We start from the raw sequence: 16263 nt of genomic DNA, 5'->3' as shown, positions 1-16263 counted from the left end.
AACAGATGAAAACAAATATATACCTAATTATACTGGTCGCTGTTTTAGCAACAGTTGCACCTTCATGCCAAAAAGGATACCTGGATAAGAGTCCTTTGTCAGGTCCCTCAGATGAAACTTTTTTCGCTAACCAGGACGAACTCCTTCTCGCCGTTAATGGTTTGTATAAATCTGCAGCCTATTCTCCCCTTGATGGCATGCCGCTCAACCTTAGTATCGATGATGGAACAGATATTGGTTGGGACCGTAACAATAGTGCCTTACAGAGTATCGGAAAAGGTAATCAGGACAGTAACAATACTTATGCCTTAGAAATATGGAAACAAGCATATATTGTGATTGCAAAATGTAATTTTATTCTGGATAATCTTGACAAAGTAAAGGACAAAACTACTCCTGCAATATTTAACCGTTCAAAAGCTGAAGCTCGTTTTATCCGTGCATATAGCTATCAGTATCTTATCGATTATTTTGGTAGTGTGCCATTGATTACTAAAATGTTAACCCTCGAAGAAGCCCAGATTGCTAAAACGCCTAAAGCTGAACTGGCCGATTTTATCATGAAAGAGCTAACAGAAGCAGCTCTTGATTTACCAAATAGCTATACCGGAGGTGATATTGGCAGGGCCACAAAAGGGGCCGCACTATCTATCAAAGCCCGCACTGCATTAAATAATGGCAAATGGCAGGATGCTGTCGACGCAGCCAAAGCGGTAATGGACCTTAAAGCCTATACACTGCACAACGATTTTGGAGCTTTGTTTAGTTATGCGGGGCAAAATTCCAACGAGATTATCTGGGCATTTCAATATCTTCGTGCATCAAAAACTCAAACTCATGCTACTCCAACGGCACTTTTATCCAGGAATGGACAAGGGTTTTCAAACAAAGTACCATCGCAATCCCTGGTAGATGCCTATCCATGTACCGATGGATTAAATATAGATGAATCGCCGCTTTTTGATCCTAAAGATCCATACAAGAACCGTGATCCCAGACTTGGCTTTACCATTGCCTTACCGGGATCAATATATTTCAATTACCAGTTCGAAACGCACAGAGATAGTTTGAAATGCTGGAATTATGATACTACACCAGCGAAACGTGTAGACAACCAGGAAGCCATTAATGCGTTTGCAACCTTTACTGGCTATTGCTGGCGAAAATACGTAGACCTGGCCGACAAGCCAGATCGTTCGAACTCAGAGCTCAACGTCATCCAGATACGCTATGCCGAAATCCTGCTGATCTATGCCGAAGCTAAAAACGAGCTCAATCAGTTAGATCAATCTGCTTACGACGCCATTAATCTGGTAAGACAGCGCCCAAGTGTAAACATGCCAGCCATTGCATCAGGTAAATCACAAACCGAGTTTCGCAGTCTGGTACATAAAGAACGTCTTTATGAACTGGCAATGGAAGGGTTCAGACAAACTGACTTGCGCAGATGGAATATCGCCGAGAAAGCCATGACCGGAAACTTCTACGGAAGGGTACAAAGAGGCCTGGTTGCAGCAGCACCCCAAATAGATGAGAATGGGCTGACCGATTATTCTGCGGTACCTAACCGTGCAGACATGAGGGTAATAGAAATACGCACCTTCAATAAAAATAGAGATTACCTATGGCCAATCCCTAATATAGAGGTGGTTACCAATCCTAAATTAATTCAAAACCCTAATTACTAGTTATGAAAAATCTTTTTCTTTACCTGCTGATACCCGTCTTGATCATCACCTCGCTGCAGCCTACACTAGCGCAGCAACCTGCTAAGTCAGATTATGACATCTGTATCTATGGAGGAACTTCCTCTGGCGTAATTGCAGCTTATACAGCCGCAAAGCTAGGCAAAACGGTAATTTTAATAGAGCCTGGAAAACACCTTGGCGGGATGAGCTCTGGTGGCCTTGGCCTTACTGATATCGGTAATAAATATGCCATCAGCGGCTTAGCACTCGATTTCTATAGAAGAATAGGGCAGCACTATGGTAAATTTGAACAATGGGTGTTTGAGCCTCATGTTGCCGAAAACCTGTTTCAAGATTATATTAAAAGGGCCAAAGTTGAGGTGCTATACCAAAATCGCCTGACAGCGGTTGCCAAAACCGGAAACATGATCAGCGAAATCACGCTGGAGAGTTCAGCCAAAACGGCGCCAGACAATAAGGTTAAAGCCAAAATGTTTATCGATTGTTCTTATGAAGGCGATTTGATGGCAAAGGCAGGTGTCTCCTATACTGTGGGTAGAGAAGCAAATGATTTGTACAAAGAAACCTTTAATGGCGTTCAGTTCATGAAAGGGCATCAGATGCTGGATGGGATAGATCCCTACAAAACTCCGGGTGATGCTTCAAGTGGATTGGTTTGGGGAATTAATCCGGGTGTGCTGGAAAAAGATGGAACAGGAGATAAAAAAGTTCAGGCTTATAACTTTAGAATCTGCTTAACTAAAAATAAGGACAACCAGATCCCCATTACCAAACCGGAAAACTATCAGCCAGAGAAATACGAATTGCTGATCAGACAAATGGAAAAACGACCTTGGAAATCCCTTCAAGATGGTTTTATCTGGAGCGGCATGCCCAATGAAAAAACCGATATCAACAACAGAAATGGATTTTCTACAGATATGATCGGTATGAACTGGGAATATCCAGATGCTGATTATCAGAAAAGGGCCGAAATATGGAAGGCGCACGTTGATTATACCAAAGGCCTGTTATATTTTGTAGGTAATGATCCCCGAGTTCCTGAACACATCAGAACTGAGCTTAACCTATGGGGATATCCTAAAGATGAGTATACGGATATGGGAAACTGGTCGCACCAGCTTTACATCAGAGAGGCCAGAAGGATGGTTGGAGAATTGGTCATGACCCAGCACCATTGTCAGGCAAAGGAAATTGTTAAAGATGGGGTAGGAATGGCTGCTTATGGCATGGACTCTCACAATTGCGACAGACAGGTAATCAACGGCATGGTAAAAAATGAGGGCAATGTAGAAGAACATGGCTTTGGGCCATATCCAATTTCCTACCGTGCAATTATCCCCAAGGAAAGCGAAGTGGGCAACCTTCTGGTTCCGGTTTGCCTTTCTGCCAGTCATATTGCTTACGGTTCCATCCGCATGGAGCCTGTGTTTATGGTACTTGGTCAATCTGCTGCGGTAGCTGCGGCAAAAGCGATAGACAATAAGCAGACCGTACAGAAAGTAGATGTTTCGCAGCTTCAGGCTCAATTAAAAAGAAATCCACTGGAAGATGGAAGTGCACCTGAAATTCTCGTAGACAATAGTGAGGTGAGCAAAGTGGTAAAAAAAGGAGACTGGACTGTCAATACGCACGGTGGTTATGGACCTGATTATTTTCTTGCAGACTCAACTTCTTCAAGTCCAAAATCAATCAGATACAAGCCAGAGATTTCTAAAAAAGGAAAATATGCGCTGTATACCTATTATCCGAAATTAAAAAATGCCGCTGCGGTTACTGTCATCAACGTTCATGATGGCGCTAGCACCAAAGAGGTTTTAATAAAAGATTCAGAGGTTAAAGTGGTTGGCCAAACTTCAGGTGAATGGGTTAGTTTAGGTACATACTCCTTAAGTCCTGGTAATAAAACCTATGTCGAGATCTCAGCAAAAGGATCAGAAGGTGCCGTAGTAGCAGATGCCTTGCTGCTTGTGCCTGTAAAGTAAAATATAAAGTAGGGTGAAGCCTATTTTAGACTTCACCCTACTTTATTACCCTTACCGACAGTGCATGACGGTTATCAGGCAAATGTTCCCTAACTTGGTTTTGATTTAAACCAAATGTATAACAGACCAAGCCTGAACACACAAAACGTGAAATATATTCTAGGAATCCTTCTTTCCATTACCTATTCAATTTCTGCAACCGCTCAATTGGCAAAGGTGCCCTTCGTACCTTCACAACAAGAAATCAACCGTCCTTTTGGCAAGCAAGATGAGGCCACTTTTCTTAAACCCTCAAAAGTTTATCATCCTGAAACCTGGTTCCACTACATTGGCGGCAACGTGTCAAAAGAAGGCATCACCAGAGATCTGGAAGCAATCGCAAAGTCCGGTATTTCCGGGATCCAGCTATTTCACGGGCAGTTTGGTGGTCCATGGCCAGGCGTTAGCCCACAAATTACCAGTCTTAGTGCCCATTGGGACGATGCAGTAAAGCATACCGCTCAGGAATGCCGCCGTTTGGGACTCAGGTTTTCTATGAACAACTGTCCGGGATGGGCCACTTCCGGAGGTCCATGGATTACACCTGCCAATGCAATGCGGAACCTGATCTGGAACCGAACTGATGTAGTTGGCGGCAAAACCATCAATCAGGTATTGCCAATACCAGAGCCAAGTACCGAGGAGTGGAGAGATTATAAAGACATTACCGTACTTGCTTTCCCAACACCTGTTGGAGATACCGGAAAGCCACTTATACCTCAATCTGTTAACAGCAATACCAGCTTTAAATGGGAACCCTATTTTGCGGGAGAAGCCAAAGATCCTATCCGCCTGGCACCGGCAGCACCTGCCAAACCATATTGGGTAGAGGTCGAATTTCCAGATGCCACTGCACTTCGCAGTGTAGAATTTTCATGTGTTCAGGCCTTTAATCATGGTCAATCTTACGAGCCGGGGGTAGCAATAGCGATACAGGGAATTTTGGCCGACGGTAAAATAAAAGACATCCTGCGTGCAGAAATGCCACAGGCAAACTGGCAGGACGACCGCCCAATTACCTTCGCTTGCTCAGAACTTGCCGGCGTAAAAAAATACCGCATTTCTATTTCCAATAAATACGACATGGCGCTTAGTTCCCTTCGTCTGTTTTCTGCCGCACGCAAAAACAGCTGGGAATCGGAAGCCGCCTGGACATTAAGGAGCCTTGAACGTGCTGGTCAGAACCCTAAACAATCACCAGAAGCATTTGTTAAGCCCGATCAGATCCTTGATATTTCGGATAAGATGGCTGCCGACGGAAACTTAAACTGGCAGGCACCCAAAGGCAATTGGACAATCCTGCGCCTGGGTCATGTTAATTCCGGAAAGAGAAATGGACCGGCACCTGCCGAAGGAACCGGATGGGAAGCAAACAAGTTTTCCAAATCAGGCGCTGATGCACATTTTGCAGGTTACATAGGCCGACTTTCGAGTGCAAATGGACCACTCGCCGGAGGGCTGCTAAATGGTATGCTCATCGATAGCTGGGAATGTCATACTCAGAGCTGGACCCAGGATATGGAACCCGAATTTAAACGTGTTTCCAGTTATCAGCTTCGCAAATGGCTGCCTGCTTTATTTGGCTATGTGATCAAAGATCATGAAACCACTGCACGCTTTTTGACCGACTGGCGCAAAACCCTTAATGACCTGTTAACCAATAATTATTATGGTCGCATGTCCTCGCTGGCAAAAGAAAATGGATTATCCGTAACCTACGAAACCGGCCCCGGAGATGTAGTACGTGCCGATATCATGGAGTATTTCAAATTTGCAGATGTACCTATGTGCGAGTTCTGGCAACCCTTGAGCGATGGATTTGTCGGCTCTATCAACTTCAAGCCAATCAAGCCAACGGCTTCTGCGGCAAGGATGTATGGGAAANCNCNNNNACGTGTAGCGGCAGAGTCGTTTACAAACATATCACTCAGCTGGGACGAACATCTGGATATGCTCAAAGAGGTCGCCAACATAAACAGTGTGCAAGGGGTTAGCCATTATGTATTTCATACTTACACACATAACCCACAAACTCCTTTTCTGGCTCCTGGCAGTTCATTTGGAGCAGGAATTGGTACGCCATTCTTAAGGGGACAAACCTGGTGGCAATATATGCCTGATTTCACAGATTACTTATCGAGGTGCACATATATGCTCGAAAGAGGCAAGCCAGTGTCTGATGTGCTGTGGTATCTTGGAGATGAAACCAATCATAAACCGGATCAGAATGCGGCTTTCCCGGAAGGATACAAATACGATTATTGTAACCCCGATGTGTTGTTGAACCGACTGAAAGTAGAAAATGGGATGGTAGTAACTCCGGAAGGCATTCGCTACCGGGTATTGTGGTTGCCGGATGCGCCACGTATGTTGCCTCAAACACTGGAAAAAATACAGTCGCTTGTACGTAATGGCGCAACCATTGTGGGTAATGCACCTGAAGGACTTGCTACACTAACCGGTGGGGATGCAGCAAAACAACGTTTTAATGCTGCGGTAAAGGATCTGTGGGGTGGAGCTGGCAAAGGTTTAAGAAAGGTAGGTAAGGGACATGTTATTTCAGGCATGTCGATCGATCAGGCATTGGCCGCATTAAAAATCGCACCCGATGTAACCGGAGGAGATGCCTTATGGGCACACCGGAGTATCGAGGGGGCAGACTGGTATTTCGTGACTGCGCCAAAAGGCAAGGGATTTAGTGGTGAATTGAGTTTTCGGGCAAAAGGAGAGGTAGAACTGTGGGATCCGGTTACCGGCACTTCCAAACCTGCCGAAAGCCAGCCTAATGCTGATCGCACAACTGTTAAACTTAATCTGGCACAGGGAGGTTCATGCTTTGTGGTTTTCAGGAAAAAAGAAAGCACAGGAGTCGCAGTTAAATTTAAAGCAACCGAAGCAGTGGCTACCCTGCCGATCTCAGGATTATGGAAGCTCGCCTTCCCTACGGGATGGGGTGCTCCTGAAGCGCTTGAAATAACTGAACTAAAGCCTTGGAAGGACCTTGATATTTCAGCAGAAGGAAAAGCATTTTCGGGAACAGCAACCTATACAACCACATTCAATATAGATAAAACAGCACCTGACCTGGAGTATGTCCTTGATTTAGGGAAAGTTGATATGGCTGCGGTTGTAAGCTTAAACGGTAAAGAAGCGGGCAAATTATGGGCCGCACCGTATCGTATCAATTTAAAGGATTTCATTAAACAGGGACAAAATACGCTGAGCGTGCAGGTAACGAGCACCTGGTTCAATCGTCTGGCTTTTGATGCAGGGGAACCTGAAGACAAGCGTAAAACGTGGACTATAGCAGGACCAGGAAAAGGTTCGGCTTTACGTGTATCGGGTTTACTGGGGCCTGTAAAACTTGATGTTCAAAAGTAAATTGTCACAAACACCCCTGTATTTTGTCCTTATCGTCCCTTATTGGCAATGACTATTCGCGTTAACTTTGTTTTAATCAAATGTGGATACCATGAGGAAAATAATTGCTTGTCTGTTTTTAACAATGGACGGGGTGATCCAATCACCAGGAAGTAGGGATGAAGATCGTAAGAATAACTTTAAATGGGGAGGATGGTCATTCCCGTATTGGGATGATGTTATGAACCAGTCAATGGCTAAAATCACCGCTGAGCCTTATGATTTGCTATTGGGAAGACGTACTTATGAAATTTTTGCTGCGTTTTGGCCACATCAACAAAATGATCCTACTTCTGAAATGTTTAACAAGGTTGAGAAATATGTAGTGGCTACCACTACAGTGGACACCTCCTGGGTAAACACTTCTCTTATTACCGGTAACGTAGTACAGGAACTGGAAAAACTCAAAGCATCAGATGGACCTAATTTGCTGATTTATGGAAGTGCTGACCTGTGTCAGACTTTATTCGAACACCACCTCATAGATGTGCTGCATACCTGGACATTTCCTGTTACCTTAGGTAGCGGTCAGCGGCTTTTTGAAGAGGGTACTCAGCCAGAGCAGTGGAAGCTGGCAGACGCTGTTGTGTCTTCTACAGGTGTTATCATGGCAAACTATTCTCCTGATGGGGATGTAAAAACAGGTTCTATGTCCGGTGGTTAGTGCTACAGCATATTGCCGTTAGCCACTAACTTGTATTTTAACGCGCCTTCAGCATACAGGTAGTATCCATCTTTTGCGCGCACTGTTTCAAATTCTCCAAAGGGTAATTTCAGATGCTTATTGTTAGCAGAATAACCTCCGGTAATAACATTGGCGGTCCATTTCTTTGAATCCTTAAATTCATAGATTTCAACTTTATCTGCACTAAATTGGCAAATCGTTTCCATATATTCATCATTGCCGATGGCAAGCCTAATCAAACGGAATTGTTTTCCTTCTAAAGAAACAGGGATGGGCTTGATACATCCTGCCAAAAAAATGCTGCAGAATGCAAAGTAGAGGAGCGTTTTTCTAAATGGCATAATACTAATGTACCAAATTATTAATCTTCTTAACAAAAGTTATTAGCCGCATATTTCGCGGTGATTGACTAAGCTAATTGCCGCAAATCTTACCGTCGCTAGAAAATTACTTTAAAACTGGTATATTAGAGATATGGGATACGCTCTACTATTTTTAATCCTGATTGGTTACATGATTTATGGCATTGTTAGTGTAATTAAGAACAAACAACTGAACCGTGCTGAAAAAACCGTGTGGATTATTATAATTGTTTTCTTACCTGTTTTAGGTGCGTCAATGTATTTAAGGGGTACTTTTGTGGCACGACATTGAGCCAAACACAAAATTCTTTCATTGAAAAAACTATATAAGATTCAGGGACAACTATCGAAACACGACAATAAATTAAGGTGCATTTATCACAATACCCCTAGAGAGGTATTGTTACAGTGGATAGGGAATATCAAATTTGACTATAAGAATTAACAACCATATCTAATTATTAACATGGAAACTCAAACCAACTCACCACAAGTAGCTGCAAATTTAGATGTTTGCGAAACCTATCCACAGGATTTGATCAACGCAGGGAACCCCATTTCCGAAGCAAGGGCAAGAGAAAGCATCGGCTATTATCTTGCTGCCACAACCGGACCGAATGATCCTGAACATATTTTTGGTTTTGAATATGGACTGAACACACTCCGTACCTTTATGGAACAAATTGATGACTATAATAAAAACGCAGGAGAGAAAATCGTTGCTGTGCGAATTTATCATGCCGTATCGATTCGTCCTAATGATGCTTCCAAAACCCCTAGAAGAGATGAAATTTTAATACCGGTTCTTGAAAGTGGTAATGATTTGTATAAAGTGGCACCAATAGTTGGCCCCCCAATTATCGTTGGCGACACAAGACCATGCCCAAATCAATGTAAATTAACGCTCTTAACAGAATAAATCACTAATGCCGGATCTTAGAGACACTATTTTTTTTATCTCATCGATATCAGATGTCTCTGAGATCCTGCCTTTAACCGCATGGTTGTTTGTTGCTCAAAAAAAAATGCCTTACACGTTGCTGGGTATATTATTTCTTATCTCCTCGATATTAAAAATATACTCATTGATCACTGCGGAACTGCATATTAATAATATGCCGGCATTTCACCTGCTAGCTTTAGTAGAAATTGCGCTTGTTTATTGCTTTTACAACCAATTGATTTTTAGAAGAATTCATTGGCTGGGGTTAATCGCAATAACACTAGTAAACGTCTTAAATACACTTTTTTTACAGGATATCCATAGCTTCAATTCGCTTGCCTGGGCATTTAACATGATCTTGCTTATTGTGCTGGGACTAATGTACTTTTATAAGATCTATAATGACGACGATGACTATACACCCTTAAACGAAAGGCCAGCCTTTATCATTACCTCCGGTTGGTTAATTTATGCGTCCGGTGCACTTTTTACGTATTTGCTGGGCACAGAAATATTATCTGGCACACCTGATGGATTTTATAAGAATGCCTGGGTTTTTCAATGTATTTCAAATATTCTTAAAAATGTGATCATAGGCTATGGTTTCTGGTTAATTGGAAAAAAATGTCTAACCTGATCTATCTTCTGCTGGGCACATCGTCTATGGTACTCATGATGGTGGCTATTATCTGGTTTGTTTTCGCATTCCAGCGAAAACTTGCGGCCAAAGCAAAAGCCTATAAAGAAATTGAAGAATTGATGCAAAAGCAGGAACTTAAGTCAGCATACATGCTTATAGAAGCACAGGAGCAGGAGCGAAAAAGGATAGCTGCAGAATTACATGATAATGTAGGCAGTTTACTTGCCACCTTAAAGATTTACAGCGATTTATCGGTAACTCATGCTGATACTGAATACATTAAAGAATTGAACGGGAAAATGAATGTAATAGCAGAGGATCTGGGTCTGGAAATCAGAAAACTTTCGCATAAACTAGATCTGAGGGCCTTGTCGGGCTTCGGACTAAAGGCTGCACTGCTACAACTCGCAGAAGCCATAAATGAATCGGGCAAGCTAAAGGTCTTGGCAGTCATCGATATAGCAAGTCCACTGCCCGAAGAAATATCTTTGCAACTGTACAGGATTATTCAGGAGCTGTTTACGAATACCTTAAAACATGCCATGGCAAGTGAGGCAAGAATTGAAATTACGGTAATAGATCGTGAGGTTACCTTGATCTATGAGGATAACGGAAAAGGCTTTGATATCAACGATCAGGCATCAATGGGGATGGGAATAAGCAATATCAAATCAAGAGTGAGCCACATTAACGGTAAACTTACTTTCGACTCTTTGTCTAATGGAATTACTTACATTATAGAAATCACAAACTATGGATGAGCTATTGATTTACATTGCAGATGATCATGCTATTTTTGTGGAGGGGCTTAGCGAAATACTAAAAGCACAGCCTCACCTTAAAATCATAGGAACGGCAACCGATGGCCAGGAGCTGGTTGAATTAATGTTGCAGAGAAAGGCTGATTTGGTGATTCTGGATATAAATATGCCAAAGCTTAATGGAATTCAGTGTACAGAATGGATCAAAAAAAATAGCCCTAAAACAAAGGTGGTCATATTAACCATGTTTCCTGAAAAGTCATATATAGACCAATTGATTAAGGCAGGGGCCGATGGTTGTCTCTTAAAAAGCCGGGGAAGCAAGGATTTGTTAGAGGCCATAGAGCGGGTAATTGACAGTAAATCTTATTTTGATAGCATTACTGATTTTATTAATCCCATTGAGCATTTACCTTATCACATAAGTGAAAGGGAAATTGAAATTATACGCCTGGTTGTAAATGGGCTTACAAGCGCCGAAATAGCAGGTAAACTATTCATTTCAGAACACACAGTAAAAACACATCGAAAAAACATCTTCAAAAAAATGGGCATCAATAGCACAGGTCAGCTGGCTACATTCGCAATTAATAACGGCCTCATTGCTTAGAAAATCAAGTCATAACGCTGCTCAACAAGCGGTTTGCCGAAATCATTGGAAGGCTTTTCTTTTGTTAGCCTAAATCCAAATTTTTTGTAGAGGTGATGGGCGGCGGGTAAATGGTCAGTTGTCCACAGATAGGCATGTTTATATTTACATTCTTTTGCAAAATCCATAAAAAGCTGCATCAGGGTATTGCCCAGGCCTAATCCCCTGCATTCCGGCTCAAAATAGAAATAGCGTAACTGGGCGGTGCTGTTTTCGCGGTGCATCAATAGCATAAAACCTACTATCTTATGCTCCTGTTCGCATATCCATGCACGATCGAGCTCAGGATCATAATTTTTATAAAATTCGTGCAGGCCTGCACCAACGTACGTTTCAAAGTTTACACCATAATTGTACTCATCGCCATATATCTTGCCATGCCTGTACATCACATATCCCAGATCACCTGGTCTTATTTCTGTGCGGATGGTAATGTCCTCTGTCTTTTCCACTTTTTATTTACTAATTTTTGAAAGAATGTTCTGGATAGCCCCCATGTGTAAGATCAGCTCTTTAATCTCCTCGTTATTCAGTCTCTTCATGAGATCTGCAATTTGATTATCGCTGGCCTTATTGAGCTTTTCATACTCTTTTGCACCTGTAGCCGACAATGCAATCACTTGTATTCTCGCATCGGCATGATCTGATGTTTTTTCTATCAGGCCTTTTTTCTCAAAACTTAGCAATACCCTGCTTAAATAGCTTTTGTCCATGTCTAGCAGTTCAGTTATTGCTTTGGCACTGACCTTTTTAGCGTGATGGATCTCATACATTACTCTTACCTCTGGTAGTGTAAATTTGCTGTCAAGTAAGAATTTATCCAGCAAGCCGATCACTTTGGTGTAGTACCTATTAAAAGCCCTGATTTTATCTACATCATGTTTATCCATACACAAAAATAATTATTTTAGTTGACAAAGTCAACTTGTTTGCTGTCGTTTTTTTAGGATTAGATTATAGGATAAAACCACTGAAACATTTCCTTTATTTGTATATGCCAATTATCCATTTAGAAACGTTAATTAACGCAGATAAGGAAACTGTATTTGATATTGCAAGAAGTATCGATCTTCATCAGATCTCTACTGCTCACACCAATGAAACGGCAGTAGCGGGAAAAACATCTGGTCTTATAGAATTAAATGAATCTGTTACATGGGAAGCCAAACATTTTGGGATTGTACAGAGACTGAGTTCTAAAATAACTGAAATGAAATCTCCGGATTATTTTGTTGATGAAATGGTTTTCGGAGCTTTTAAGTCATTCAGGCATGAGCATATTTTTGAAGCAAATGAAGCAGACACATTGATGACAGATGTTTTTAATTATGTTTCTCCGCTTGGGGTTTTGGGGAAATTGGCTAATGTGCTTTTTCTTAACCGATATGTAACAGATTTGCTGGTTCAAAGGAATAAAATATTGAAGGAGCATGCCGAAAGAAAACAGGGCCTGTTTAACTTTTAATTATAGTGTAGATTTAGTGTTATTTAGCGCTTTTAAAAGTAAATAAAGGCTATTAGACACGTATGACGTAAATATGTCGTAAACAAGTCGCAAAACAATTTCGACCTTAGTAATACCTTTGCCATGTACATAAAACGTTCTAAAATGAAAAATATAGACTTAGCAAAAAAAATTAAAGAACTACGCAGTCGCAAAGGCATGAGCCAGGACGAGCTGGCTGAAAAATCTCAACTTAGCCTAAGAACAATTCAACGAATTGAGGCTGGAGAGACTGAAGCAAGAGGTGATACCTTACAACGTCTGGCGAAGGCTTTAAATGTAACTCCTGATGAATTGATAGATTGGACAGAAAGTGAGGATCGGGGTTTTCTGGTAGTGCTAAATTTATCTGCACTTAGTTTTATAGCTTTTCCAATACTGGGAATAGTAGTGCCATTGGCATTGTGGATGCTCAAAAAGGACAAAATTAAATACATAAATGAGACTGGCAAAAGGCTATTGAACTTTCAAATATCCTGGTGCATTTTAGTTATGTTCTTCTCTATTTTTCCCATTATTACCCAAATCTTTCATTTTGGCGGCTCATTAGTTAGGGGATTTCGGATTTTTAATTTAGGAGCTATGGAATCATTTATACTGATGGTGCCCATATTGTATGTTGTTAATCTGGTTTTCATCATTGTAAACACGATAAGAAGTTACAATACCAGAAAAGTATTCTATCAGCCAGCTATTCCTTTTTTAAGATAAAAATTTGAATTACAATCTTTATATTTATTTTATGGATCCTAACGAACTCAAAAAACTAGACAGAATACCCACAAGTGACAGGCACTGGGCATTTCGTACTCCTTTTTACGGCATTTTTATGTTTGTCATCGTGTTAGTCTTGATTTTTATTAAAAATTGGCTAACGGATTAGCGCACTTAACGCAATGAAAAAAATATCCTTCCTTTTTATTTTAGTCATCCTTTCAATCTCATTTGCTCAAGCTTTAGATATTGAACCAAATCGTTGGGTTGACTTTACCGGAAAGTTAGGGAATAGCGATGTCCAATTATCTATATACAGGTTTAGTAATGGAACACTAAAAGGCAACTACTGCTACAAGAAATTTGAAAAGAGGATTCCTTTGACTGGTAAAATCAGTGGCGATTTAATAGAATTAACCGAAATCGTCAATGGAAGAGTTAGTGGGATATTTACGGGTAAAGTATTTACAGACGATAAAGATAGATTTGAAGGCAGATGGACAAATTCTGATAAAACCAAATCTTATAATCTCAAGCTCACTCTCAGTTCAATTGTAGCCGGATCGGAAAGCCATAGATACGGTTCTCTTGCTACGGACTCAGAAGTGGAGAATTTTATGAAAAAAACAAAAGACGCCATTCTTAAAAATGATCACCAGTGGATAATAAGCCATATAAAATACCCGATAAATGTGACTTTAAATCATAAGAGAATTGCAATTAAAAGCCAGAAGCAGATGTCTGTCAATTTTAATCAGATCTTTCATGCCGAATTTAAGAGAAAAATCAAAGACGCATGTACGTGTAATATGTTTACCAATTATCGGGGTACAATGCTTGGTGCCGGAGAGATTTGGATAGATGATTATGATTTTAAATTAAAGCCTAAAAACCTGCTATTGATTAAGGCGATAATTAATTAGATAGTTTAAGGACGATTTTTCCATAAATTGTTATTAGAAAATATCTACTTATCTTTAAGAAAACCAAATTGACCTCTTATGTATTTAACCTCTCGCCTAAAAGCAGTCTTTATTATAGCTTGCTTTTTCATAATCAATACAGCTATGGCTCAAAGCAAGCAAACCGATACTTTAAATAAATTTACTGGTACATGGGGTGGAATAGCCATAAAACGCCTTAATGAAAATGAAATCCATAGACCTTATTCGGTAACCTGGAGAATTCATCGTATTGTCAATTCAAAAAATCAAATTGAGCTTACAGAAATAGGCCAAAGATTTGAGAGTTATGAAGAAATAGAAAAGCCAAAGAAAGCGATTTACAAGGGGTACATTGATAAGGATTCCCTCTTTATAGAAATCAGTAATCCAGCAACAAAGAGCAGGTACTCCGTTAAACTAGCGCTTAATCAGATTGGGGAGCATTATGGGCTAAGAGGCAATGTTGAACCTGTTGGAACTGATGAGAGTTTGATGTTCTCATTGACTAAATTTAGCGATGACACCTCCAAATACGTGAAACCAAAAGACGAGGTTGAGGTAATAGTTATGCCCCCGCCACCAATAAAAAACTAAACACGCAGTAAATAGAAGAAAAGATTCCGGATAAAGATCTACTCGTTGATTACTAATTATCTATTCCTTTTTACTCCATTCCGTTGTGTCTTCTTCATGATAATCTTTTCCAAATGTGCCATAAACAACACCTATGTTCTTAAAGTAGTCACTAAGCATCTGGTATTTCTGGGCACATAAGATACCAATGTCGAATTTATCAGAACTTGAACGACTTTGATAGCATGTGAAACAGATTTCGAGATAATCCAGTACTTGAGCGTTTGAATCAAGAAAGATAAAAGCATTCCTGGGTTCAAAGCACTTTCCAGACATTATTGAATGCATTATATCCTTCTTTTTATAGTTTGTATTAAAAATCAGATTTGTAAGTACGTCAATCTGCCTCGAGTCTAGTGTTTTTATTTTAATCAGCGTTGTTGTGTCCAATACCCCATTATTGATATACAAGCCTCTTTTTGGGGATCTAGTCTCCTTGTTCTCCCCGGGTTTGGTATCGATACCCCTATACTTATACGACACTGCTAATACGTTAGCAGCTTTTGAAAAAGGGTACTTAGCAAGACGCTGTTTGGCAGTGTATTTATTATAAAACGCACAATCGCTATATTCTTCTTTGAAATTCTTTTCCCAATCTGCTACAAGATTATTTTTTGCCGCTTTTTTCTTAGTTGATTTTGGTTTAGATATTTGTGCGAATAGCGTTGTGCAGCATAGACAGAGCAATACAATGAATGGACCCAATTTTTTCATTTACATCGTTGGATTTTGCAGATAAATGCTCCATTGCTGTATTGGTGAATCCTTTTTCTTTGCTAATACAATGGCGGAGTTGGTACTCCCTTCAGGATCGGCAGGGGTAAGGTATAAATCGGTAGCTTTCAGTCTGATCAGGTAGATGTTTTTTTTCACTTTAATAAATTCATATTGCTGATTCTTGGCGTCTGCAACAAGAGGCTGTTCCTCCATAATCACAGTATCGTTTGCTTCGCCAAGTGGCTGAAAAGTTTTTTTGGTAAACAGATTTTTGAGCTGATAAGTATTTTCTCCGGTATTTTGAAAATCCCAGGTCATGCATTTCCAATTTTGAGGATCATAGGCAACCAAGGGAGTTCCATTTTTACCACTGGCATCCTTAACACGAAGCAGCATTCCTGTTTTAACATTCTTGATGGCGTAAGTGCCTTTTATTTCCTGTGCGTACGAAGCGCAGGTAAATAGAAATATCAGATAAAAAATAGATGTGATAAGCTTCATATCAGATTATTTACATTATAAATGTACTTATTATTTTACCTTTAATCAGTAGCGTTT

The 16263-nt window shown here is 40.5% G+C and carries 18 protein-coding genes; 13 read left to right on the top strand and 5 right to left on the bottom strand.

The features are described 5' to 3' along the window. Positions 1 to 5 precede the first annotated feature (5 nt). From N824_RS15040 to N824_RS15025, 4 genes are all read left to right on the top strand, one after another. The gene (locus N824_RS15040; RefSeq protein ID WP_048905974.1) at positions 6 to 1688 is read left to right on the top strand and encodes a RagB/SusD family nutrient uptake outer membrane protein; all 1683 of its coding nucleotides are present in this window, start codon (positions 6 to 8) and stop codon (positions 1686 to 1688) included. 2 nt (positions 1689 to 1690) lie between these two features. Continuing rightward, the gene (locus N824_RS15035) at positions 1691 to 3694 is read left to right on the top strand and encodes an FAD-dependent oxidoreductase (RefSeq protein ID WP_048905973.1); all 2004 of its coding nucleotides are present in this window, start codon (positions 1691 to 1693) and stop codon (positions 3692 to 3694) included. 114 nt (positions 3695 to 3808) lie between these two features. Then, a complete protein-coding gene (locus N824_RS15030) occupies positions 3809 to 7114 on the top strand; it encodes a glycosyl hydrolase (RefSeq protein ID WP_048905972.1) in 3306 nt (1101 codons plus the stop codon). 91 nt (positions 7115 to 7205) lie between these two features. Beyond that, positions 7206 to 7817, top strand: coding sequence for a dihydrofolate reductase family protein (locus N824_RS15025; protein ID WP_048905971.1), 612 nt, complete (start codon positions 7206 to 7208; stop codon positions 7815 to 7817). A gap of 2 nt (positions 7818 to 7819) precedes the next feature. On the opposite strand, the gene N824_RS15020 is transcribed toward N824_RS15025, so the two are convergent. After that, a complete protein-coding gene (locus N824_RS15020; RefSeq protein WP_048905970.1) occupies positions 7820 to 8179 on the bottom strand; it encodes a hypothetical protein in 360 nt (119 codons plus the stop codon). Between the two features lie 133 nt (positions 8180 to 8312). Here N824_RS15020 and N824_RS38490 point away from each other — a divergent pair, with 133 nt between their 5' ends. The 5 genes from N824_RS38490 to N824_RS14995 all read left to right on the top strand — a co-directional run bounded on the left by N824_RS38490 (position 8313) and on the right by N824_RS14995 (position 11154). After that, a complete protein-coding gene (locus N824_RS38490) occupies positions 8313 to 8492 on the top strand; it encodes a PLDc N-terminal domain-containing protein (protein ID WP_048905969.1) in 180 nt (59 codons plus the stop codon). A 174-nt stretch (positions 8493 to 8666) separates the two neighbouring features. Continuing rightward, positions 8667 to 9119 carry a hypothetical protein gene (locus N824_RS15010; protein WP_048905968.1) on the top strand — a complete coding sequence of 151 codons (453 nt, stop codon included), beginning with the start codon at positions 8667 to 8669 and terminating at the stop codon, positions 9117 to 9119. A gap of 7 nt (positions 9120 to 9126) precedes the next feature. Continuing rightward, the gene (locus N824_RS15005; protein WP_048905967.1) at positions 9127 to 9780 is read left to right on the top strand and encodes a hypothetical protein; all 654 of its coding nucleotides are present in this window, start codon (positions 9127 to 9129) and stop codon (positions 9778 to 9780) included. Beyond that, on the top strand, positions 9768 to 10544 hold the full coding sequence (locus N824_RS15000; RefSeq protein ID WP_048905966.1) for a sensor histidine kinase: 777 nt from the start codon (positions 9768 to 9770) through the stop codon (positions 10542 to 10544). Before N824_RS15005 ends, N824_RS15000 begins: the two co-directional genes overlap by 13 nt. Continuing rightward, entirely contained in the window at positions 10537 to 11154 is a 618-nt protein-coding gene (locus tag N824_RS14995; RefSeq protein WP_048905965.1) for a response regulator transcription factor, read from the top strand. Before N824_RS15000 ends, N824_RS14995 begins: the two co-directional genes overlap by 8 nt. Here the strand turns inward: N824_RS14995 and N824_RS14990 are convergent. Continuing rightward, a complete protein-coding gene (locus N824_RS14990; protein ID WP_048905964.1) occupies positions 11151 to 11645 on the bottom strand; it encodes a GNAT family N-acetyltransferase in 495 nt (164 codons plus the stop codon). The genes N824_RS14995 and N824_RS14990 overlap by 4 nt on opposite strands. Positions 11646 to 11648: 3 nt before the next feature. Further along, entirely contained in the window at positions 11649 to 12083 is a 435-nt protein-coding gene (locus N824_RS14985) for a MarR family winged helix-turn-helix transcriptional regulator (protein WP_048905963.1), read from the bottom strand. Positions 12084 to 12187: 104 nt separating this feature from the next. On the opposite strand from N824_RS14985, the gene N824_RS14980 reads away from it, so the two are divergent. From N824_RS14980 to N824_RS14965, 4 genes are all read left to right on the top strand, one after another. Further along, positions 12188 to 12658, top strand: coding sequence for an SRPBCC family protein (locus tag N824_RS14980; protein ID WP_048905962.1), 471 nt, complete (start codon positions 12188 to 12190; stop codon positions 12656 to 12658). 144 nt (positions 12659 to 12802) lie between these two features. After that, positions 12803 to 13408: a helix-turn-helix domain-containing protein gene (locus N824_RS14975; RefSeq protein ID WP_084498345.1), complete on the top strand. Its 606-nt coding sequence runs from the start codon at positions 12803 to 12805 to the stop codon at positions 13406 to 13408. A 185-nt stretch (positions 13409 to 13593) separates the two neighbouring features. Then, complete coding sequence (locus N824_RS14970; protein WP_048905961.1) at positions 13594 to 14334, top strand: hypothetical protein; 741 nt, start codon at positions 13594 to 13596, stop codon at positions 14332 to 14334. A gap of 144 nt (positions 14335 to 14478) precedes the next feature. Further along, the gene (locus N824_RS14965) at positions 14479 to 14949 is read left to right on the top strand and encodes a hypothetical protein (RefSeq protein WP_048905960.1); all 471 of its coding nucleotides are present in this window, start codon (positions 14479 to 14481) and stop codon (positions 14947 to 14949) included. 60 nt (positions 14950 to 15009) lie between these two features. Here N824_RS14965 and N824_RS14960 read toward each other — a convergent pair whose 3' ends face one another. Together N824_RS14960 and N824_RS14955 are read right to left on the bottom strand one after the other, a co-directional pair. Next, positions 15010 to 15702, bottom strand: coding sequence for a hypothetical protein (locus N824_RS14960; protein ID WP_048905959.1), 693 nt, complete (start codon positions 15700 to 15702; stop codon positions 15010 to 15012). Beyond that, positions 15703 to 16206: an RICIN domain-containing protein gene (locus tag N824_RS14955; RefSeq protein WP_048905958.1), complete on the bottom strand. Its 504-nt coding sequence runs from the start codon at positions 16204 to 16206 to the stop codon at positions 15703 to 15705. Positions 16207 to 16263: the final 57 nt, after the last annotated feature.

Origin of the sequence: Pedobacter sp. V48 (genome assembly GCF_000523515.1) — a bacterium.
Classification (GTDB): domain Bacteria; phylum Bacteroidota; class Bacteroidia; order Sphingobacteriales; family Sphingobacteriaceae; genus Pedobacter.
The sequence above is the reverse complement of the archived record's forward strand: the minus strand, read 5'-3'. Positions and strand labels throughout refer to the sequence as shown.